Source organism: Pedobacter sp. 01N310 (assembly GCF_056399805.1).
Genome location: NZ_JBFTSB010000009.1, coordinates 209976 through 232710, shown reverse-complemented (window position 1 = coordinate 232710; position 22735 = coordinate 209976). Strand labels below are relative to the sequence as shown.

Here is a 22735-nt window from a genome sequence, read left to right as displayed (position 1 = left end):
ACTGATTTTAAGGATGTTCTCACTTGTTAAGAGAGGAGAAATGTATGTCGAGAATTATAGGAGAGCGTCATAAAAGCTAAGAAAAACTCCCAAAAAAAGAGTTTTTCTTAAAATAAATTTGCAATTGTGGTAAACCTAGAATACGACCGAAGCAAAGCGGAGCGGAGAGATCTTTGAACTATGTTACTGAAAAGTTTAAAGATTTCTCCATTACGCTACCGATGAAAAATCGGTAAGCTTCAGTCGAAATGACGATATTATTTCTCTTAAATTCACCTGTCATTAATATTGATTTTTATACAATAAATTATCCCCTAGGATGACAAATCTATATTTATGATACAACCTCTTTGTTTTCAGCTTAAAAATTTAATATCACTCTTAACAGCTGAAATAGCAACAGAGATTAACGGTTCTTATTATTAATCAAATCAGTGGCTTTTCCGTTTTTGGCGTCAATGGGTTTACCATTCTGAAGGTAAATTAAGCCGTTTCTATATACAGCCAAACTAGATTTCCCTCCAGCTAAATAGTTGCCTGGAACAGGAATATCTCCTTCTTGTCCAAATTTCACCGGTTCTTTAAAGCGGTCGATAATCCATTCGTTTGTTGAAGGTCTGAAAACAGCCATCTCTGCCCTACCATCGCCGTCATAATCTGCAGGTACCGGAATATCGCCCGGTGTATGCTTAACCTGCAAAGGAATATTACCGAGACTGGTTTGCCATAAAGAGTTGTCTTTACGAAATATGCCTACATCCAATATCCCATCTCCATCATAATCTGCAGGAACAGGGACACCATTTTTATGTCCGAATTTCACACTATCCAGTCCATCAAAGTACCATGTTAATGTAGAAGGACGATAAACAGCAGCTTCTGCAAAACCATCTCCATCCCAATCTCCACACACGGGAATATCGCCTGCCTGGCCAAGTACAACATCTTTCCCACCCTGGATATAAAACTTTCCTTCGGATGGTCTGAAAACCGCAAGCTCCGTTTTACCATCTCCATTATAGTCGGCTGGAGCTGCAACATCGCCAGGTTTACCAAAGGCAATATCTGCCTCCCCCGATATTTTCCAGGTACCATTAGAAAAAAATGCGATTTCGCTAATGCCATCGTTGTTATAATCCTGATACCTGGCCACTGTGGTATGGTGGAACAAGGGAAGTGTGAATTTACTATCGGCATCGGCCTCTTCTTCACCTGTTACCGGAGAAAAAGTACGTACACTGATCAGGTCTTTCGATTTAGAAAATTTCATGAGCCGCATTAAACCGTGCCCCCCATCTGGCCTGCTCTGAAAATCTGATAACAATGATTTGATCACATTTCCCGCATAACCATCCTGACGGTAGCCTTCACCGTTATCGCCCACATGGCCTGATAAAGTTAAAAACACATTCGGGTAACTTTTTAAACGATCGAAAATCCGTTGCCCCTGTTTAGAAAACTTCGGAAAGCCCTTTTCGTTGGTACCGGTTTTCTTATTAAAATGAATAATAGAATGGCTCACTAAGATGGCCTTCCGATCGTTAAATTTTTCAAGTAGCGCACTTGCCCATTTGTTCAATCCTTCAATATCCTCATCATAAGAATCATATTCAAAAAATATAGCAATGAATTTATAACCGCCTGCTTCGAAAAGATCGAAATGGCTATCGTTATTATCACGATAATGCCCGCCGTACCATTTTTTATCTTTAAAATGATCCACGCCAAAATATTTATTGTACTGATCGGTTTTACCACTTAAGGGATATTGACTCTTGGTTTGATCGTGGTTGCCTACGGCCATACCATATGGAATACCCTGCGGATAACCAGGTTGTGGTTTTTCCAATTTATACATCGACCCGGCAGCATTTACCCATTGTTGTGGGAATTTTTCCCCATCATCAGAAATATCACCAAGATGGATTACGTATTTAATGTTTTCTTTTGCTGCATTTTTTGCAATCCACTCGGTCTGCTCCGAAAACATCTCCTTTTTCCCGCCATTCTTCTCTGAAGTATAATATTGGGTATCGGGTAGTACAACGATCGCAAATTCATCGTTTGCTAAACGTTCTTCCTGCAACGCAGGTATTAAGCTTGCACTTGTAGTTAATAACATTTGTGCACTTAAAAAAATGCAAAGGCTTTTCTTTAACAGTGCTTTATTTATGGTCATTTTTACTTAATTAAATTTTATTCTTCTTTTACTTGTCTTATACTTCAATCTTAAAAGTATCCTGGGTTTTGGATGATCTTAGGATTTAGTCCAACTTCGTTTTGTGGGATTGGAAATAATAAATGGTGATTATCGATTACGTAAGCATCTGAGGAAAGAAATGGAAGCTGCTGCCTTATTTTAACACCAAATGCATTAATAACATTAATTGCTTTTCCAGTTCTCAATAAATCTGTCCATCTGCTGTTTTCGAAAGCCAGTTCAACCCGGCGCTCATGTAGAATAATTGTTCTAAGCTCCGTTTGATCGGTACTTACAATATCCGTTAAACCAGCTCTTTTCCTCACCCTATTTAGTGGTGCTAAAGCAAGCGCCGATTTTCCTTGCTCGTTCAAAGCCTCGGCCAATAACAATAATGCATCAGAAAAACGGTATATCGGAAAGTCATCACTAGAACCCGTGGTTGCTGCAAGTGGCGAGTGCAGGTATTTTTTAATGTATGGCACACCAATCTTGCCTGCAGCAGGAGTATAATTGACAATACTTTTAACTGCCGAATAAACAAAATAACTGCTGGCATCGTAAGTACCTTCGGCAATACCAATAGCGGCATCAAGACGTTTATCATTGGCTTCAAAATCAGCAATCAGATCGCTGCTTGGGGTATTCCACCCTCCTGTACCTGTATTATCGATCGCAATACCGGTGAGCAATCTGGTATCCTTACTTCTGGGCAGAAAGTGGAATGACAGTGCATTAGGCGTAGAACCTGTAATGGTACCGCCTAAAAACTGGATTTCGAAAATCGATTCCTTTCCATTTTTATTGGCAGGTAAAAAGGTATCTGCATAATTCGCATTGAGGTCGTAACCCATGGTTAACAGACTATTCAATTGAGTTTCGGCCTCTGCCCATTTTTTTTGAACAGCATAAACATTAGCCAATAACATCGTGGCCGAACCTTTTGTTGCTTCGCCAGTTTGCGGGAATTTAGTTGGTGCTGAAAGCTCATTGATAGCATCTTTAGCATCAGCAACAATCTGGGCATAAACTTCAGCTTCGGTAGCTCTAGGTTTAAATGCATCTTCTGCTGTTTTAACTTCGGCTATCGACAATGGTACCCCGCCATATAGGCGAACCAGCTTGAAATAATTAAGCGCCCTTAAAAACTTCGCCTGTCCATCCAAATTGGCTTTTACGGCATCGCCAAGATCGGAAGTTTTCAATCTTTCGATAATGATATTACAACGTGAAATACCTGTATAACTGTGTTGCCAGGTTGCCGAAACATAAGCATTGGTAGAGGTATTGGTAAAATCAGAAATATTCTCACGCTCTACATAGGCCGTTCCCCTATTTCCAGGAATAGGCTGGTACACCGTATTATCTGAATGCATTTCGGAGGTAAAATAGTCGTTTATTAAAACATCCCTTAGAGGTGCATAAGCAGCTACCACAGCAGAACGGAATTGCTGTTCGGTTTTATAGAATACCCCATCAGTATAAGAATCTTCGGGATTAAGTGCAATAAAATCCTTTTTACATGAACTGACTCCAATGGTTAACAGTATAATGGCTATATATATCTTTTTCATTTTTTTAGCTTTAATGGTTATCTGAATGTGGTTGAGATCCCTAGAGAAAAGGTTCTTGGAATTGGATAGGCATTTTCATCTACCCCAACACCCAAAGTCGGGTCTGATCCGCCCACATTTGTTTCGGGGTTCATTCCCGAATAACCGGTGATAACGAAGGCCTGCTGAACGGAAGCAAAAACACGAAGGTTTTTCAGCATGAGGTTTTTTACAGGTATGGTATAACCCAGTGAAATATTTTTGGCAGCCAAATAAGATCCGTCTTCAATCCATTGTGTATTCACGTTACGGCCAATACCAGTAGTTCCAGATTTGGTTCTCGGGTAAATGCCTGATCCCGGGTTTTCTACCGATCGCCAACGGTCTGCTGCTGCTGCCAGCAAAATCCTCGAACCATCCATGTTGGTTTGATAGGCCCATTTGGCGGCATTTAAAATTTTACCCCCTACCGAAAAAGTCATATCAACAGTTAGATCGAAGTTTTTGTATTTAAAATTATTCACCATACCACCGGTAAAGGTTGGTGTTGGATCGCCAATAAAAGTACGGTCGTTCACATCGTCAATTACGCCATCGCCATTAATATCTTTAACCTTAATGGTGCCGATATCTGAATTGCCGTTAGGTTTTGCAGGGGTACTTAAATACTTAGCCGAATTAGCCAGATCTGCAGCATCTTTGTATAAACCTTCGAAAACAAATCCGTAAAACTCTCCTAAATGATGACCAACCTGCTGACGGAAATAATCTGAACTTACAGTAACATTTCTTCTGATAAAACCAGGATCAACCAAATTGGTAATCAGGTTACGGTCGAATGAAAGACTTAAGTTGGTATTCCATTTAAAGTTACCGACCAGGTTTTTTGAGCTGACCGAAAATTCATGTCCCCACATTTTAAGTTCGCCCACATTAAATATAATCTGAGAAAAGCCTGAAGAGGTTGGTATGGCACGTTGTTGAATCAATCCATCAGTTAACTTTCGGTAATAATCGTAGGTAAAATTAATCCTGTTGTTCAGAATACCTAACTCAAGGCCTAAATCAAGCTGTTTGTTACGCTCCCACCTCAACTCCTGGTTAGGCAAGCGATTAATGGTTTGGCCTTGTGTAATTACGTTATTGAAGTTGTAATAATAAGTACCTATGGTGGCCTGCGAATCGTAGTTACCTGCAAAAAAGTTATTTCCGGTAATGCCATAACTTGCACGAAGTTTTAAGAAATCGATACCTTTTACGTTTTTCATAAAGCCTTCATCCGTTACAATCCATCCGGCAGATACCGAAGGAAAACTTCCCCATTGTTTGTTAATGCCGAATTTAGATGAGCCATCACGCCTTACTGCGGCTGATAAAAGATACCTGCCTTTATAAGCGTAATTAATTCTCGCAATTGCAGAAAGTAAAGCATAAGAACCAGCACCACTACTACCGGTTACACTGGTAGCCGCACCTAAATACTCAATATCATCACTCGCAAAGCCAAGTCCGGTTAAGGTATTGCTGTAGGTACTAAATTGTTGCGCTGAGTATCCGACAAGTGCATCAATACTATGATCTTTTGCAAAGGTTTTGTTGTAGACAAGGTTTCCTTCTGCAGTCCACGAACCGTTATCAACCGACGAACTTGTTCCTGTGGTTTGTCCCTGTGTTCCTGTAACCAATCCAGCCTGGAAATATTTACGCATCTCGGCCCCTTTATCTACGCCCAGATTCGTTTTTACAGTAAGGCCTGGCAAAAATTCGTAATTCAGATAACCATTACCTAAAATGCGGGTAGTATTATAATCATCGTTGGTAAGCTCATAAGTAGCCAGTGGATTGATATAAGCAACCATCCCTGGAGAGGCCACATTTCTGATATAAGTACCATCCGGGTTATAGGGCGAAATTAACGGACTAGCTTCAAAAAAACGCTCAAAATAACCACCAACACCATCGCTACTTAACCTATTGTTATGGTCCATTCTATAACTCGGGGCCAGATTAAAACCAACTTTAAGTTTATTATTGGCTGAAGTAAAATCCTGATTGAATCTTAGGGAAAATAACTTGGTTCCGTTATTGATTACTACGCCCTGTTGTTCTTGATATCCGGCAATAACTGTTGACGAGGAATGTTCGCGTGCCGATTGAACCGTTAGATCGTAACTCTGGATAGGTGCCGAACGGGTTAAGAGATCGAACCAGTTGGTTCCTTCACCGTATTGTTCGGGATTATCATAAGCGGCATGGTAATCTGCAGCGATGGTATAACCTGGCTCATATTTTAACCCGTCTTCTCCACGCTCTTTCATAAATGTTGCAAATTCCCTTGCCGTCATCATTTTAGGCAATTTCCCGGTTGGAATCTTCTGGATACCGTAATAAGTAGAAAAATCTATCTTCGAATCGCCTGGTTTTGCGTGTTTGGTGGTAATCAGCACCACACCATTCGCTGCCCTCGATCCATAAAGTGCAGTTGCCGATGCATCTTTTAAAAAACTAAAGCTTTCAATTTCTGCTGGATTAATGTTATTGATACTTCCGGTTATAGGAGTACCATCGATTACGAATAAGGGTTGGTTACTGGAATAAAATGAAGCCGCACCGCGGATAATAAACCCTATTCCACGCCCAGGCTGCCCGCTGGTTTGCGCTATCTGTACGCCAGCAATTTTTCCTTGAAGCTGCTGGGCGAACTGACCAACAGGCATATCCTGAAGCTGAGTAGCATCAATAGTGGCTATAGATCCAGTCACATCTTTTAACCTTTGTTTTCCATAACTCACCACAATTTCCGAAAGCTGATTATCTGCAGGTTTCATGGAAAAACTTAAGGCTGTAGTTTTACCTTCTTTTACCGTTACCCCTGTCATTCTTTGCGTTAGGAAAGAGATATAGGAAATTTCAACGGTATAGTTGCCAGGTTTTAACGAAAGGGTATAGTTACCGTTAGGATCAGTTTGAATGGTTTGTCCGGTTTCGAGCACTTTTAAAGTAGCTCCAGGTAGTGGGCCACCTTTTTCGTCGACAATACGCCCAGAAATATTCCCTGGTTGCTGAGGAACAGGTTTTTGAGCAATCACCACATAACCCTCTACTAATTTATACTCGAGATTGGTTTCGCCAAGTACTTTTTCGATCAGGTACTTTACCGTTTTAGTTTGCTGGCCCAACGTAATTTTGGTTTTCACACCACTAAGCAACCGCTCTGGCAGCACAAACTTAACACCACTTTTTTCCTGAATGCTGAGCAAGCTTGCTTTAACAGTTGAATGATCTAAATTAATATTGATTACCTGATCGAGGTTCTGGCTGTGAACGCTCCCGGCCAAAAGCACGCCGATAAAGGTAAACTGTGCGATTAAAAGCATAAATGAACACCTCATCATAAACTTAATTGTAGGATGTAATCCTTTTTGCATAAATTTGTATATTAATAGTTTGCCCGGTTATAGACCGGAATAATTGTTGATTTTTTTCTTCATTTAATCGCTCTGTCGTCGAAAAGCAAGCGATTATAATGCGATAAAGACTGCTTCCCCGCCCTATGGATGGGGAAGTTTGTTATTTTTAATCCATTGATTTCCTTTCCTATTTTTTAAATGTTAACGGATAGTTATTTCGTTATTTTTAATATTATATTGGAATTTTCCTGCAGCAGAAAGTACATTTAACAGCTTATTTATTGAAACAGTTGCATCCATAGTTAGGGTCATCCGTTCCATCGATTTTTGCCGTTTTTTGAAAATGATTTTAACATTATACCAGCGCTCAAGTGTTTCACAGATTTCTAAAAGGGTCGAATTATGGAAGGCCAGCTGCGATGATTTAAAACCAGTAACATCAGCAATGTCGATACCTTCGGTATTGGCTTTGCCACGGAAATAAACCACCCGTTGTCCAGGTGTAAGGATTGCCAATGATTCGACCCTATTTCCGCTTATTCTGTCTACCCTTACTTTTCCGGTTGCTACTTCTACCGTTAGGGCTTTATTGTTAAATGCCGCTATTCTGAAAGAGGTGCCAAGAACCTGGGTGCTAACCTTTCCGGTATGAATAATGAAAGGTTTTTTTGGATTTTTTGTTACCTCAAAAAAAGCTTCTCCATATAGGGTAATTTCTCTTTTAGCTGCCGAAAATGTTTCCGGGTACCTTAAGCGACTGCCGGCACCAAGGTAAACGACACTGCTATCGGATAAAATTATTTTAGACCGTTGACCATTTGGGTTATTACGCTCAATAAAAGCCAGTAGCTGTTGATCGGGTTTACTAAAATGCATGATCAGGTAAACACTTAATGTAGTGATTATCAGTGCGGTCCAGATGGCTGCATATTTAAAATTGAAGCGCTTTTTTGCCTTTAATTCTTGCTCCTCTTGTTTGGCCGTAATTCTTTGGTTGATTGAACTGTTCCAATATCGTTGTTTAATATGCGGTACATCCTCTGCTTCAAATAGCACCCAATCTTTGGCCTGATTGGAGGAAAGGATTTCGTTTAATAAGATTTCAGACTCTGGCTGTTTTAAGAATAAGCGCACCATTTGCTCTTCTTGCGCAGAACATTCACCTTTAAGGAATTTTTCTAGAAGTAATTGATCAACCAACTTGGGCATGTTTGTTTGGCTCGGCGCATATTAATCGCCCTCAACTAACAAGGGACAAAAAAAGCGTTAAGGGGCTAATGCATTTCCAACAAAACACATAAACAACTGATAATCAAAGAAATTAATTTCAAAAAAAGATTAATTGAAGCAATAAAAGGAAGGATTAGCTTAATGCCAAAGCAGTAGAAGGCTAATAATTAATGCGGCATCTCTATATCTCAGCAAACTTTTACGGAAATGGTTCAATGAAAATTTGAGGTGATTTTTTACCGTGTTGATCGAAATATTGAGGTTATTGGCAATTTCGGCATGGCTCAGCTCTTCTTCCCTGCTCATTTGGAAAACAATTTTGCGCTTGTGACTTAAAAGATTAAGCTTATTCTGATAGTTTTGTTCCAGTTCACTCACTAAAATTGCATAATCCGCGGTGTTACTGGTAAAGCAGATGTGATTTTCTATACTTTCTATTGAAGCTGTTCCGATGGCCTTTTTTCTGATCGCTTTAATGGTTGCGTTTTTCGCCGCCCTAAAAATATAATGTTTAAACTCTCCCTGTACTTCGAGTGTATGCCTTTTATCCCATAGCCACATCATCAAATCCATCATGGCTTCTTCTGCAAAACATTCATCGTTTACATAACTAAGCGCATATTTAAAAAGCTTGTTAAAATACCGGTCAAATAAAATATTAAACGCTTTCAGGTTGTCGCGCGAACATTCTTCTAGTAATTGCCGATCTGAAAGTAAGGGATATTCCATAAAAAATGGATGATTCTATTTTCAGCAAAACTAGAGTTCCGAGTTTATTTTTTGATTAATTACATGTTAAGTATTTATTAATAAACCGGATGTAAACCAATGGCGAATTTATAGTTAGAAGCGATCTATTTGACCGCGTGCCGGATTACTCGTAGCTAGGCTTAAAATCTTTACCTAATGCTACTAATTCGTCTTTATTGATCAGGTTTGGATCTTCGAACTGTCGCTTTAAAAAGTTAACTGGAACTTTTACGGTACCGTTTGTGGTACGTAGTATACAAACTTCTTCATTTGTGGTTGAGGATACATAATGACCAATTTCGGATTCAATTTCAGATAAACGGATCAGCAGTTCGTAATAGATATAGAGCGGAAAATTCACAGCGCAAAGTTAACATTATAAAAAGCTAATATTTAATTATTGTTATGTTAAGGTTAATCGATCTTATAATAATAAGTTAACGAAGGAAACCTTTTCTTTTAAGGCTATATTCGATAGATAAAGTGACTTTGAAAATTAATCTCGAGTTAACAATAGTAGCTTTAAGTTTGTTCCTAAAATTAGGAAAGGCGATGACAAACCCCACAACACACTTAAAAAGAGCAACTTATTACAGCATTTATCTTGTCATTCTATTTTTAGCCATTCTGCCTTCATGCAAAAAGGGCAATAAAAACCCCGATTACCCAATTGGAAGCAACGAGAGCATTAACACTTGGATACTCGATAGCCTTAAACGCTACTATTATTGGAATGAGCAATTGCCGGGCGATCCTAATATCAGTTTATCACCAAAAGATTTTTTTAATTCCATCCGCAATTCATCCGATCGCTTCTCCTATATCAATGTCCCTAACGACCCCACCACCACAACCCCCAGCAATAGAAATTTTGGTTTTGATTATGCAACGGTAAGCGACCAAAACAGCGCAAAAGTTATCGGGATCATTAAAGTTGTGTTAAAGGATTCTCCGGCTTCGAGGGCTGGTTTGAAACGTGGAGATTACATCAGTAAAATTAATGGCAAAACCTTAACCGCTACGAATGCACAGGCTTTGCAAACCGAAATCTTAAACAGCGACCGTTTTTCTTTAGGTTTAGCCGAATTGAATAACAATACCTGGACAGATACACGCAGTGTTGACTTAAGTAAAGGTATAATACTCGACCAACGGGAGATTAGCAAGGTTATAGAAAGCGACGGAAAAAAAATTGGCTACCTCTATTTTCTGGATTTTAATGGCGGTTTGGCTAGCTCACTCACTCCTGTTTTTAGTAATTTTAAAGCCGAAGGCATATCTGAGCTTATCCTCGATCTCCGTTATAACGCTGGTGGTCAGGTAGCAGAAGCAGCAGGCATATGTGCCATGATTGCTAAAAATGTATCGTTCGATAAACCTTTCATTACCTACAGGGGCAATAAAAATGGCGGAGCCAAAACAGAATCTATTGGTACTGCAGCTACTTTCGATGGTACCGTAAATTTCAATACCCTCTTACAACAAAACCTTGGCCTAAGTCGGGTTTATATTTTATCAACAGCTGCCACGGCATCTGCCTCAGAAGTCATGATCAATAACCTTAAACCTTTTATTCAGGTGGTGCTAATCGGCGAAAAAACAAGGGGAAAAGATGAAGCATCATTTAGGATATTTGATGCCCGAAGCCCTAAACAGGTGAAATGGGAAATGCACCCGATTGTTTATAAACTTTTTAATGCACAGGGCAGCGGTGGATATAGTGCTGGAATCAACCCCGATATCGCAATCAATGAAATGAGTATTTTGCCCTTGCTTCAACTGGGTGATCCTGCAGATCCGATGGTAAAAGCAGCTATCGCTGCGATAACAGGCAAAGCCATCAAAACTTCACTTGTTATAAATAATGCGGTTTCCGAGCACTTCCGGGCTGATCGTATTTTAATGGATTCGAGGGCAGAATCTGCCCAACAGAGTATCGTAACTACGCACCGATTAAAGTGATAGAAAAGGTTTTCATTGTGTTAACATTAACTTTAAACGCGACCACTAACTTGCCTCCCATAACCGCTACTTATGGAACAGTTGGAAGATTTTAAAAACGCAAAACTCCTGAATGCAGTAAAAACTGGCAATTCAGTTGCATTTAATGAAATTTACCATCAGTACCGCAAAAAAATATATGGTTATGCCTACCATTTTACACGAGACAAGGAAGAAGCTGAAGAACTTACTCAGGATGTTTTTGTAAGGCTTTGGGAACACAGATCGAAGATCGACCCGCAAAAGAATTTTGATGCTTTTCTTTATACGCTTATCCGCAACAATTTCCTCGCTACACTTCGTAAAAAAGCCAGAGAAAAAGCTTACAGTAGCGAAAACCTTAAGCATGAGCAGTCTTTTAATACCATAGAAGACGAACTTAATGCCAAAGAAACTAAACAGATTGCACAGGAAGCAATAGAAAGTCTTTCTCCACAGGTAAAAAAAATATACCTGATGAGTAGAAATGATCACCATACGCATGAGGAAATATCGCAGTTGATGGGCATCTCCAAAAACACGGTAAACAATCACCTCAAAAAATCACTGGGTATAATGCGGAAATATTTTAGCACTTATTCTCCAGAAACGATATTATTTTTTCTATTGGTGTTTTTTTGTTAAGCGGTTAGCGTGGAGCGTTAAGATAAGCGCCCTCTCCTCATCCATTTTCCATCATTAAGAAATTAAGGCCATTAAGGCTTATCCAGCGCAACCCAAGCGGCGCGTCCTCCTGAACTTGTTTTATTAGCTGTTCTTATTGATTTTTAGACCTAATAGCTACTTCGTGGTCAGGATCTTTATTGCTTTTATCATTAACTTTTAGCCGGCTGCTATTGATCATTGGTTATTAATCCTCCCAACCCATATTCCCTTTTACATCATCCATCATTTCATCATTAAAAAGTTAAGGACATTAAGGTTTTTCTAGTGCAGCCCAAGCGGTCGTCCTCCTGAACTTGTTTCAGGATCTATCCACCTCCGATCACAAAAATTAATTACCTATTAAACAACACTTTACAATTTATTCTAAAAAAATATTTTTCTACATAGCTGTATCAAAGGTTTCGTGCATATATACAGTAGCGCGCAGCATAAAAGCTTACAAACATTAAAGTGAAAGAAAACATTAAAATACTATTTGAACATTACTTAGCAGGTAAAACCAATCCGGAGCAAGAAAAAATCCTGATGGAGTACCTGGCCGACCCGGCAAACGCCGATTGTGAATTTCACCATGTAATGGAAAAAGCCTGGACAAAACAAACGGACGAAATCGATTACTCTTTAGCCGCAGTTCAAGGACTTGCACAGATATGGAATAAAGTTGAGGAACGCCAACCAAAAAGCCGATCACTCTTCCCACTATTAAAATATGCCGCCGCAATTGTAGTCATCATTTCTGCATCGCTTGGCTGGTATGCATATAAGAAAGCACAACAACCTGTACAAACAGCCATTGCCTTTTTAAGTAAAACCACCCAAAAAGGCGAGAAAGTAAGATTGATTTTACCTGATAGTTCTATTGTATACCTCGGTGCCGGAAGTAAGCTTACCTGGCCATCACATTTTGTGAAGGGCCGTTTAAGAAATATACAGCTTGATGGAGAAGCTTTTTTTGAAGTAAAACGCGATACCACCAGCCCCTTTATTGTACATAGCGGGCAGATGCAGACACAGGTTTTGGGAACCTCGTTTAATATCTATGCTTACCCGAAAGATGGAACCTTTAGCGTTGCCGTGCGCACTGGTAAAGTGAAGGTTTCGGAAAACAGCCAAGGCAAACTAAAAGAACTTTCGCTACTTACTCCTGGCATGAAAATATTGTATCATTTAAAGGAACGTAATTATACTGTACATACTGAACGGATAACAGAAGTAAATGCCTGGATCAAAAATAGCTTCGCTTTTAAAGATGTAACGCTACCAAATATGCTCAAATCGTTGGAAAGATATTACAATGTACACATTGAGCTGAAGAGTAATAAACTTAATCAATGCAGGTTTAATGCCACCTTTTCGAACAAAAGTATTACCAATGTGATGAAAGAGCTACATGTAATGAGTGGGAAACACCTGAAATACAAAATAGATACCGGTACTAAAACAATTACCGTATGGGGGGAGGGCTGCCAATGATAGGTTAGCTTATACTTGAGCGCGCAACATACCTGCGCATTATTACCGGATTTACACCTATGAAAAATAAATTAAACCTCTTAACACAAACATGGAGCCGGATTGCTCGAACAATCCAGCTCCTAAACAAAAGTTTTTAACCCGTGAGAATTAAAAAACATCTTGAACCTATGAAAATAGGGTTTTATGAATATATAAAAGAATATATTATCAATTTCGATTACAGGCCAGCGGCATTTATGTTGGTGTTGTGCGCCCTTTTGTCAAATCAGGCATTAGCAAGAAACTTTGAGCAAACACCAGGAGAAAGTAGTGTAAGCATCAAAATAGCCGAAATGAGCATCTCGGATGCCCTTAGTCTTTTAGAGGAAAAAGCAGGCTTGTCGATTAATTACAATAAATCGATTTTTAGCCAGAACAGCAGAATAAGCCTCGAGGTAAAAAACATGCCCCTTGAACTGATCCTCAAAAAAATACTTTCAGGAACCAGGGTAGCCTATAGGTTTGCTGATACCAATACCATATTGCTTTACAAACTTCCTGATCCGGTAAAACCTGGACGCATATCGGGGAAAATACTTGATGAAAAAGGTGAAACCCTTCCTGGTGCCTCCATAAAGGTTATCCAAACAGGCAAAGCCACGCAAACCGCCAGTGATGGAAGTTATACTTTAAGCATTGAACCTGGTACTTATACTGTAGAGGTTAGTTATATTTCTTTTGTTACCCAACGCATTAGCGAGGTAAACGTAAAGGCAGACAAAAATACACCATTAGACATTTCGTTAAAACCTGATGCAAAAGGCCTTCAGGAAGTGGTGGTAACGGCCAGTTACAAAAAAGCATCAGTTGAGGGTTTATTGGCCCGGCAGAAAAACGCCTCCGAAATCAGCAATGGCATCAGCGCAGAACAAATTGGCAGAACACCGGATAAAAACATTGGTGAAAGTTTGAAACGCATTAGTGGGCTAAGCTCAATAGATAATAAACTGGTACTTGTGCGTGGTATTGGCGAACGTTACAACACTGCCCAGTTAGATGGGATTACCCTGCCAAGCACAGAAGCCCAAACCCGCAATTTCTCTTTCGATCTCATTCCTTCCAGCCTAGTTGACAATGTAGTTGTCAGCAAAACAGTTACTCCTGATATGAACAGCAGTTTTGGTGGTGGATTGATCCAAATTAACACTAAAGACATCCCCACTGAAAATTTCATGGGTTTTACTGCAGGTACTGCTTACAACGATGAAAGCACAGGTAAAGATTTTTTAAGCCATCAGCGCGGTAAATATGATTATTTCGGATTTGACGACGGAAGAAGAAAATTCCCTGCCGATTTACAACACACCGACCGTACCATTTCACCCAATAATACCCTTACAGATGAGCAGTATAAGCAAAAGCTGATTGCACAGAGCCAGAAGTTTACCAAAGATAATTTTACGATGTATAAATATAAAACTGCCCCATCGCAAAACTATCAGTTTACTATTGGGAAGATAATTGGTATCGATACCACGAATAACAAAAAACTTGGTTTTACCGCATCTTTAAATTATCGCAACAACCAGAACATCAATACAATTGAACAGCAAACCAGAAGCGACTGGAACCCCAATACAACCAACACTGGTGCCAAATACATGTTCAATACCACCCTTGCAGCAATGATCAATGTGGGTTTACAATTGGATAAAAACCGATTCAGTTTCCGCAATACCTATACGCATATCTACAACAACGATCTTGTCCGAACCATTGGTTATGACACTGACGAAGGTGGAAATTTCTTTGCTGCTGGCTTAAAACCCAACAGAATTATAGAAGCAGACGATCCTACCTATACAGATTTGTCACAAAATAAGCTGAACGGTCAGCACCAGGTTGGAAAGGTAAAGTTAGAATGGAATTTATCCAGAACATCTATAGACCGGAAAGAAAAAGATCTTGGCATTGCTGCACAGAACTTAAAAAAAGTAGGTAACGATTACGAATACTTTTATGGAGCGAGCGCACAATCAGAAGGTTATATAAAACCCACTTCACGCCATAACTATAGTAATAATGAACATCATTTTTCGTGGAATGGAGATGCCAGCATACCATTTAAAACCGGGCCATTAAACAACAGCTTCAAAACAGGTTATTTTGGTATACATAAGGAAGGATCGTTAAACTGGCAAATTGCATCATTGGTTCAAAGCCCAACAATAGCCGATAGTTTAAGGTATATCCCAATTGCCCAAATGATTGATCCAGCAAAAATTGGTAATAACGGTTACAATTACTATATAAACAATTATTTTCTAAATGGCTATAAAGGTAAAAGCATTACACAGGCTGGCTATTTGATGCTGGATAACCGCCTTGCCGAAAAACTGCGCCTGGTTTGGGGCGTTAGAGCCGAATATTATAAATACACCGAATTACGTAATGATATTAATGTAAGGGGAGCAAGTTCTTTTGCGTTGCCATACGAAAAGAAATGGAGGTGGTTACCATCGGCCAACCTTACTTATAGCCCAACCAAAGCGATCAATATTAGGGCTGCTTTTTCTAACACAACCATCAGACCTGAGTTAATGGATAACAGTCAGTTTTTCAGGTATGATCCTATGTTCGATGCGCAGTTTGGTAATCAAGGATTAGTGAGTACACAAATTAAAAATTACGATTTTAAAGTAGAATGGTTCCCAGGGTTAGGTGAAATCATTTCGGCTAGTGCCTTTTACAAGCGCTTTGATAAGCCTGTTGAAGTTACTTTTAGTTTATCGAACGGAAATAGTGGTTTTTACTACATCTTAAATTCTGATGAAGCTAAAGTTTATGGTTTAGAATTCGAACTCAGGAAAAACCTTGGCTTTATTACCAGCAATCCGTTTTTATCACGCATTACCCTTTATGGCAATCTCACTTTGCAAACTGCCGATGTTGTAGGTACTTATAAAGCAGCTGGGCCTGATGGAAACGAAATGGTTGTAAATACCAAAGTAAAAAGAAATATGTACGGGCAATCTCCTTACCTCATCAACGCAGGTTTACAGTATTTGGATGAGCATTTTGGGTTTAATATTGCCTACAATAAATCAGGGCGGAAAACAACACTTGTTAGTGCAGAGCTTAACCGCATCGAATACGAAAACCCGAGAGACCAGATTGACGCACAGGTGAGTTATAAATTTTATAAAAAAAGGTTCGAGGTAAAGGTAAATGCGGGCAATCTGCTTAATAAAGCATCGGTTATTTTCAGAAATACAGGAAGCTATGAGCGTAATCCCGATTATGTTCCCGGAACGGCTGACTATAGTAATTTAAACCGCTTAAAACCCGGCTTTACAAACAAATTGGAAGATGGCGATCAGGTCCTGTTCTCTCAAAAATTCGGCCGTACATACAGTACCTCTATTACCTACAATTTTTAAAACTACCATGAAAAACAGTATAAATAAGGTTAAACCAGTTAATCAGAAAGGAGGAACGAAGTTTCCTGCATAGCCATAAAAAAACGAAAGGTTGTACCAGAACCCTTCGTTTAAACCGATCATTTCTAGTGGAACGGCAATCCAGGATAAACCTGAAATATTTAAAAAACCTACTGTTAAAAGCCAAGGGCGGCTAACAGCTCTTCTTAGTTATCAATAAAGAAATACTAAGATATAAAAAACATCCTATTTAGCGATATGTAGGCCTTTATTTCCATAAAAAAGAAGGAATTATCTGCCCTTACCTCTAAATAACGAAAAAAATCAACCTAAAAAACATGGATCCTACCTATAAGATCCTATGAAAAACAAAAAACGAAAATGAAAAATTTCAAAAATTTAATCGGTCTTTTATCAATTGTTGCTGTTTCTTTTACAGCTTGTAAAAAAAATGAAGGTGGTTCTCCTGCATTTGGCAACCGCAGCACTTCAGCCGCAGATTATTCACAATCATCATTACCTGTTGTAGCCGTTAGCGGAGACATTACCAGCTCTGTTACCTGGACCCCAGGAAATGTTTACGAAATTAGTGGTGTAGTAACGGTTAGAAACGGTGCAACATTAACCATCCAGGCTGGTACTTATATCAAAGCATCAGTTAATACTCCTGGTGTACAGAACGGTGTATTGGTTATTGCAAAAGACGGTACCATTAATGCTGTTGGTACAGCTAACGATCCGATTGTATTCACCAGCCGTTACCTTTTAGATGGTGATGCCAGCACAACAGGTAAACCTGGTGATTTTGGTGGTACCATTATTTTAGGTAATGCAACGATCAACGTTGGTGATAAACTGATTGAAGGTTTAGCTAACGAATCTAAATTCCATTACGGAGGTTCTGACGATGCCGATAACCGTGGTACCTTCCAATATGTACGTATTGAGTATGCTGGTTTCCAGTTGGCTCCAAACGTTGAGGTTAACGGTTTAACTTTAGGCGGTGTAGGTAGCGGTACAACTATCGATCACGTACAGGTTTCTTACGGTCTTGATGATGGATTCGAATTTTTCGGTGGTACAGTTAACGCAAGCAATTTAATTGCTTTAGCTTCTGATGATGATCAATTTGATTTCGACAATGGTTTTACAGGTACATTAAGTGATGCAGTAGCCATTGCCGATAAAAATTCAACCCACAGTACAAGTGGTGGTAACAGCGATTCTAACGGTATCGAATCTGATAACAATGCGACTGCAGAAGATGCTACATTTAGCCTAACCCCTAAAACACACCCAACTTTAATTAACGTAAGTATATTCGGAACTGAAAATCCTTCAGGTATTGCCGGTTTAGGTTACCGTAACGGTATCCGCGAGCGTAGAGGTTCTGAAGTTGATTTGATCGATGTAATTGTTTCTGGTTACAACACAGGTATCGCATTTGATGCAGATGCTCCAGCCGGTGTTTCAAGTATCAGTACTACATCTGTTCATGGTTTCGTTAACGCAATCACTACAGCATCTGGCACTTACGTTGATGGTGGTGGTAACTCATTAGTTGTTAACCCAACCAATGCAAGTTATTTTGGTGTAAGCCAACCATGGTACAACACGCCAGGTTCTCCAGCTACGGTTACTTTACCAACCTGGTCAGCTGGCTGGTCTAAACTTGTATTCTAATTTTTTTCTCTCTTAACACAAAGAGGCTATACCCTAGGGTATGGTCTCTTTATTATAAAAACAGGCAACTGTTTTTAAATGTAATGACACTTTATATGAAACTAAAAATTTTTACCCTTTTCTTTCTTTCTACTCTTGCAGTCTTAAGTTTATCTTGTCGCAAAGCAGAACTCCTACAGCCAGAACCAGTTAAAATTATCCAGCTAAGCATTAGTGGGACAACCAGTGTTGAGCTCGAATACCTATATAAAGACAGTATAATAGCTACTCCGCCCGCAGGTGGCATCAGTTTAAAAACCTTGCTTGCCGTAAAAGACCAGAATGCCGTTTTAAAGATCAGAAAAAAGGGTACTTCCGAAATATTGCTTACCAGAACCATTATGGCTACTCCATTCGATCAGAATATTAGCCTGTTTTATGATGGGACCAAAATATATAACAATGCCATTTCATTAAGACTTAAAGGCTATGCACTATCTGGCGAACTCGAATTCCTGTTGGATGGGACTCTATTTTCTTCAGGTAATGGCGCCATAGATAAATTATCTTCCGTCCTGATTGATAAAGGTACTACAAGAGAAATCACCGTCCGCAAAAAAGGAGAAACTGCTATTCTCTTAACCAAAACAATCGAATCGGTCACGGCACAGCAAAATATCGGCTTCTTTTTTGATGGCATTAAAATAGTCGATAATGTAAAAGTTGATCCACCTGTTAATCTTGCTAACATGATGCTGACAGCTAAATTTGAAACTACATTTCCGAATCAATTTAAAAATGTTGATGTAGACCTTGTTTTCTATACCAGGCTTAAAACTGCATCGAATACAACTGCCGGAGCAAAAGTAACACCCGAGCTTAGATTTACCTTACCTAAAAATGGATCTTTTAATTCGATAGAACTACCTCCTTTACCAGGGACAAATTATATTTACAGTTTTGATATTGTTGAAAAAGGAACCAATACCGAGCCTTATACTCCTGGTACTCCTTTAGTGCTTAATGGTTATACGCTAAAGCCTAATGAGGGTAGAATCACTGCAGCCTTTGCTGAAAACGGGATAAATTTTGAAGCAGGAAAATCAAAGTTATTTGTAATTGCAGATGCCAGAACAGCTGTTACCACTCCAACCAGATCTATTTATGTATCAGGTGGAAGATTAACAGATCTTTCTCAGTATTTTCAATAGGATTTATATTTATTTTATAGAAAATGGGGAAAACCAAGCAATTGCACTAGGTGTTCCCTTTTTCTTTTATTACAATTTGCGCATTAACCTATTGATAACAATCATTTAACCTACAACACGATTTAAATCAGCTACTTATTCATTTATTTGAATAGCGCAGATACCGTTATCTGCTATGGATATCCAAACTGATCTTATGCCGTCGTTCTGCAACATCATTCCCTTTCTGGGAAACACCGATTTAAGTACTCCTCTTGTCATCATTTTTATAATCTGCTTACTTGCCGTGGTTGGTTTCGAATTTGTTAACGGTTTCCACGATACGGCCAATGCGGTAGCTACAGTGATTTATACCAAAGCACTTAGACCTGTTATCGCTATTCCATGGTCGGGGTTCTGGAATTTTATGGGTGTATTTACCGGTGGGATTGCCGTAGCCATGGGCATTTTAAAACTTGTTCCATTAGATGCCTTAATGAACCTTCCTATTGGCGTGGGTGCTGCTATGGTATTGGCCGTTTTACTGGCCTCAATCGCATGGAATCTGGGTACCTGGTATTTGGGTATCCCCTGCTCGAGTTCGCACACTATGATAGGCGCTATGATTGGTGCTGGCCTGGCCTTTACCTGGTACTACGGAGGTAAAGGCGTAAACTGGGGCAAGGCCGAAGAAATTGGCTTATCGTTAATTTTATCGCCCATTATTGGTTTTGGACTTGCCGTTTTGCTGATGTACTTTTTAAAACATACCGTAAAGTATCATGCGCTTTTCCATATCCCACACGGTGAAAACGACCGTCCTCCTTTACTCATTAGGGGCTTACTCATCACCACTTGTACCTTAGTTAGCTTTTTCCATGGCAGTAACGACGGACAAAAGGGTGTTGGTTTGCTTATGCTGATCCTGATTGCTTTTTTGCCTGCAAAATTTGCAGTAAATCACCATATCCCGAATGATAAAGTACTTTTCCAATTGAACCAAACCGAACAGGTACTTCAAAAAACAGCAGCGCTTAATCAGGGCAAAAGATTGGATATTAATACACTGGTAACTAAAATAGATAAGGCTAAATTCCACCTGTCGCTAAAAAATGAAACAGATAAAAAAAATACCTATCTTTTCCGTAAGCAGATAGAAGAAGTAATTGCTTCGGTAAAAGTAGTAAGGACAGATAAAACACTGATAATTAACAAAGCAGACGATCAGCTTCTTGCTGATAATACTACCGAATTAGCTAAAGTGGTTGAGTTTGCACCTTTATGGGTTGTACTTTTAATTTCCATTTCACTGGGCCTTGGCACCATGATCGGTTGGAAACGTATAGTGGTTACCATTGGCGAGAAGATTGGAAATGAACATTTAAATTATGCTCAGGGTGCAACTTCTGAAATTGTAGCCGCATCTACCATCGGTTTAAGTACCGCCTTCGGATTACCGGTAAGTACCACACATGTACTATCGAGCGGAATAGCCGGTGCCATGGTGGCCTCTGGCGGAAAAGAAAATTTAAACAATAATACCTTAAAAAATATTGGCTTAGCCTGGATACTTACTCTGCCGGTATCGATCGTTTTAGCCATCTTGTTATTTATGCTTTTTCATTTGTTTATCTAACCTCTTTCAAATCCCATTTTATCCTTCAAAAAATGAAACAGATACTTGTAGCAACAGATTTTTCGAGAAGTGCAGGAAATGCCCTGGCTTACGCTTTGGCTATGGCAAAAACATTAAAAATGGAGGTTGTGGCCATCCACGCCATCCACCCTACCGAAGGCATAAACAACAGTACCTATAATGCCATTTTTATCGAATCCTATTACGAAAACAAAAGGATCGCCTTAAAAGAATGGGCCGAAAACATTAAAGCAAAAGAAAACCACACTGATATTAAATTGGAAACTAAATGCGATGTTGGTTTTTTAAGGGCAGTAATTACCAATCATACCGAAAACAATCCGGTAGAACTTTTGGTAATGGGCATTACCGGGGCAACCGGCATTAGTGGTATTGTGGGTAGCAACGCTAGTATGGTGGTTACTAAAATGAGAATCCCAACGCTAATTGTTCCTTTAGAAAGCAGTTTTACAAACTTCCCGATTATTACACTGGCCACAGACTATGAAACCGTTTTATCACCTAAAGATATTACAGCACTGAGCGAACTCTTAAAAGCTTCGGGTACAAGAAAAATGCAGGTACTTTATGTTGCTGAGAAATCGGATGAGGTACATATCCAAACCGGAGAAAAAAGAATTAGAGCGTTACTTCCAGATACAGAAATAGAATTTAACTACATTATGGACAGTAGTGCTCCAAACGGTATTATGGATTTCATTAAAAACAACCACACTGATATACTTTGTTTAGTTAAACATCACCACAATATTATTTACCGGTTATTTACCAGTAGTACGGTTAATCAGGTATTAAACAAATCAGTAAAAGCAATCCTGGTTTTACACGAATAGATTTTTATCGGCTGATTTGATGTGATTTTCTTCCAAGTACCCAGCGGTTACGCATGCAGCGGTAACACCTATAACGTTTCACGGGTAACCAGAATAACAGGGTTTTCATCATAAATGTCCGTGGAATTCTTTCCATATCCGATTTATCACCCTTACCACATGGGCATACGCCTTGAAAATGGTCGTTGCCGATTGAATCGATTGCTGCTGTCATGATACAAAAAATTGAAAACTTATACTAACCATATAGATAACCAAAAATACAGTGCTAATGTTAATATAAAATAACCTGTTCAATACCAAAACAGGTTTATCACCTCAGTATCAGGGAATTTTCGCAGTTATTTCCTGATCCTTCTATAAAACCTGGCTATTTTTTTAGCATCTTTTTTAAATGTTTCGAGATAATCTTCTATTTCCTTCTTCGATAATGTTTCGATCCTTGCTTTAACCGCATGCTTAAAACTGCCCACTGCAAGTAGCTGGTTTTTACTATCGCGAAATTTCACATTAGGAAAAAGCTCTGTAATATGACGTTTATTCCTTTCCCTAATTTCGTTCAGTTTGGTAAAAGATTTTGAATTTGTATCGCTATTTAAATCTGTAAGCGAGTTATAATAATCATAATCATTAATGTAATTGATCACGCTGAGGGTAACCATGTTCAAATCCATATTTACTTTTGTTT

15 protein-coding genes are annotated in these 22735 nt (G+C 39.1%); 8 read left to right on the top strand and 7 right to left on the bottom strand.

Annotated features, from left to right (window positions below; translation table 11 throughout):
* Positions 1 to 406: 406 nt before the first annotated feature.
* The 6 genes from AC1DNH_RS18490 to AC1DNH_RS18465 form a co-directional block, all read right to left on the bottom strand.
* Complete coding sequence (locus tag AC1DNH_RS18490; RefSeq protein WP_477582968.1) at positions 407 to 2179, bottom strand: metallophosphoesterase; 1773 nt, start codon at positions 2177 to 2179, stop codon at positions 407 to 409.
* Positions 2180 to 2229: 50 nt separating this feature from the next.
* On the bottom strand, positions 2230 to 3774 hold the full coding sequence (locus tag AC1DNH_RS18485) for a RagB/SusD family nutrient uptake outer membrane protein (protein WP_477582966.1): 1545 nt from the start codon (positions 3772 to 3774) through the stop codon (positions 2230 to 2232).
* 17 nt (positions 3775 to 3791) lie between these two features.
* The gene (locus AC1DNH_RS18480; RefSeq protein ID WP_477625566.1) at positions 3792 to 7181 is read right to left on the bottom strand and encodes a SusC/RagA family TonB-linked outer membrane protein; all 3390 of its coding nucleotides are present in this window, start codon (positions 7179 to 7181) and stop codon (positions 3792 to 3794) included.
* A 183-nt stretch (positions 7182 to 7364) separates the two neighbouring features.
* Positions 7365 to 8372 carry a FecR family protein gene (locus AC1DNH_RS18475; protein WP_477608799.1) on the bottom strand — a complete coding sequence of 336 codons (1008 nt, stop codon included), beginning with the start codon at positions 8370 to 8372 and terminating at the stop codon, positions 7365 to 7367.
* Positions 8373 to 8531: 159 nt separating this feature from the next.
* Complete coding sequence (locus AC1DNH_RS18470) at positions 8532 to 9122, bottom strand: RNA polymerase sigma-70 factor (protein WP_477583655.1); 591 nt, start codon at positions 9120 to 9122, stop codon at positions 8532 to 8534.
* Positions 9123 to 9267: 145 nt separating this feature from the next.
* Complete coding sequence (locus AC1DNH_RS18465; protein ID WP_477583657.1) at positions 9268 to 9504, bottom strand: hypothetical protein; 237 nt, start codon at positions 9502 to 9504, stop codon at positions 9268 to 9270.
* A 191-nt stretch (positions 9505 to 9695) separates the two neighbouring features.
* Between AC1DNH_RS18465 and AC1DNH_RS18460 the strand changes: the two genes are divergently transcribed.
* The 8 genes from AC1DNH_RS18460 (at position 9696) to AC1DNH_RS18425 (ending at position 22047) form a co-directional block, all read left to right on the top strand.
* Entirely contained in the window at positions 9696 to 11105 is a 1410-nt protein-coding gene (locus AC1DNH_RS18460) for a S41 family peptidase (RefSeq protein WP_477583659.1), read from the top strand.
* Positions 11106 to 11177: 72 nt separating this feature from the next.
* Positions 11178 to 11768, top strand: a complete 591-nt coding sequence (locus AC1DNH_RS18455) for an RNA polymerase sigma-70 factor (RefSeq protein WP_477583661.1) — start codon at positions 11178 to 11180, stop codon at positions 11766 to 11768.
* 492 nt (positions 11769 to 12260) lie between these two features.
* The gene (locus tag AC1DNH_RS18450; protein WP_477625565.1) at positions 12261 to 13283 is read left to right on the top strand and encodes a FecR family protein; all 1023 of its coding nucleotides are present in this window, start codon (positions 12261 to 12263) and stop codon (positions 13281 to 13283) included.
* Between the two features lie 170 nt (positions 13284 to 13453).
* Entirely contained in the window at positions 13454 to 16705 is a 3252-nt protein-coding gene (locus AC1DNH_RS18445) for a TonB-dependent receptor (protein ID WP_477580589.1), read from the top strand.
* A gap of 381 nt (positions 16706 to 17086) precedes the next feature.
* The gene (locus AC1DNH_RS18440) at positions 17087 to 18388 is read left to right on the top strand and encodes an autotransporter outer membrane beta-barrel domain-containing protein (RefSeq protein WP_477580591.1); all 1302 of its coding nucleotides are present in this window, start codon (positions 17087 to 17089) and stop codon (positions 18386 to 18388) included.
* A gap of 95 nt (positions 18389 to 18483) precedes the next feature.
* Positions 18484 to 19578 carry a hypothetical protein gene (locus tag AC1DNH_RS18435; RefSeq protein WP_477580593.1) on the top strand — a complete coding sequence of 365 codons (1095 nt, stop codon included), beginning with the start codon at positions 18484 to 18486 and terminating at the stop codon, positions 19576 to 19578.
* 175 nt (positions 19579 to 19753) lie between these two features.
* A complete protein-coding gene (locus AC1DNH_RS18430; RefSeq protein WP_477608192.1) occupies positions 19754 to 21193 on the top strand; it encodes an inorganic phosphate transporter in 1440 nt (479 codons plus the stop codon).
* A gap of 32 nt (positions 21194 to 21225) precedes the next feature.
* Positions 21226 to 22047: a universal stress protein gene (locus AC1DNH_RS18425; RefSeq protein ID WP_477580597.1), complete on the top strand. Its 822-nt coding sequence runs from the start codon at positions 21226 to 21228 to the stop codon at positions 22045 to 22047.
* Positions 22048 to 22388: 341 nt separating this feature from the next.
* Here AC1DNH_RS18425 and AC1DNH_RS18420 read toward each other — a convergent pair whose 3' ends face one another.
* A complete protein-coding gene (locus tag AC1DNH_RS18420; RefSeq protein ID WP_477608194.1) occupies positions 22389 to 22709 on the bottom strand; it encodes a hypothetical protein in 321 nt (106 codons plus the stop codon).
* Between the last annotated feature and the right edge of the window lie 26 nt (positions 22710 to 22735).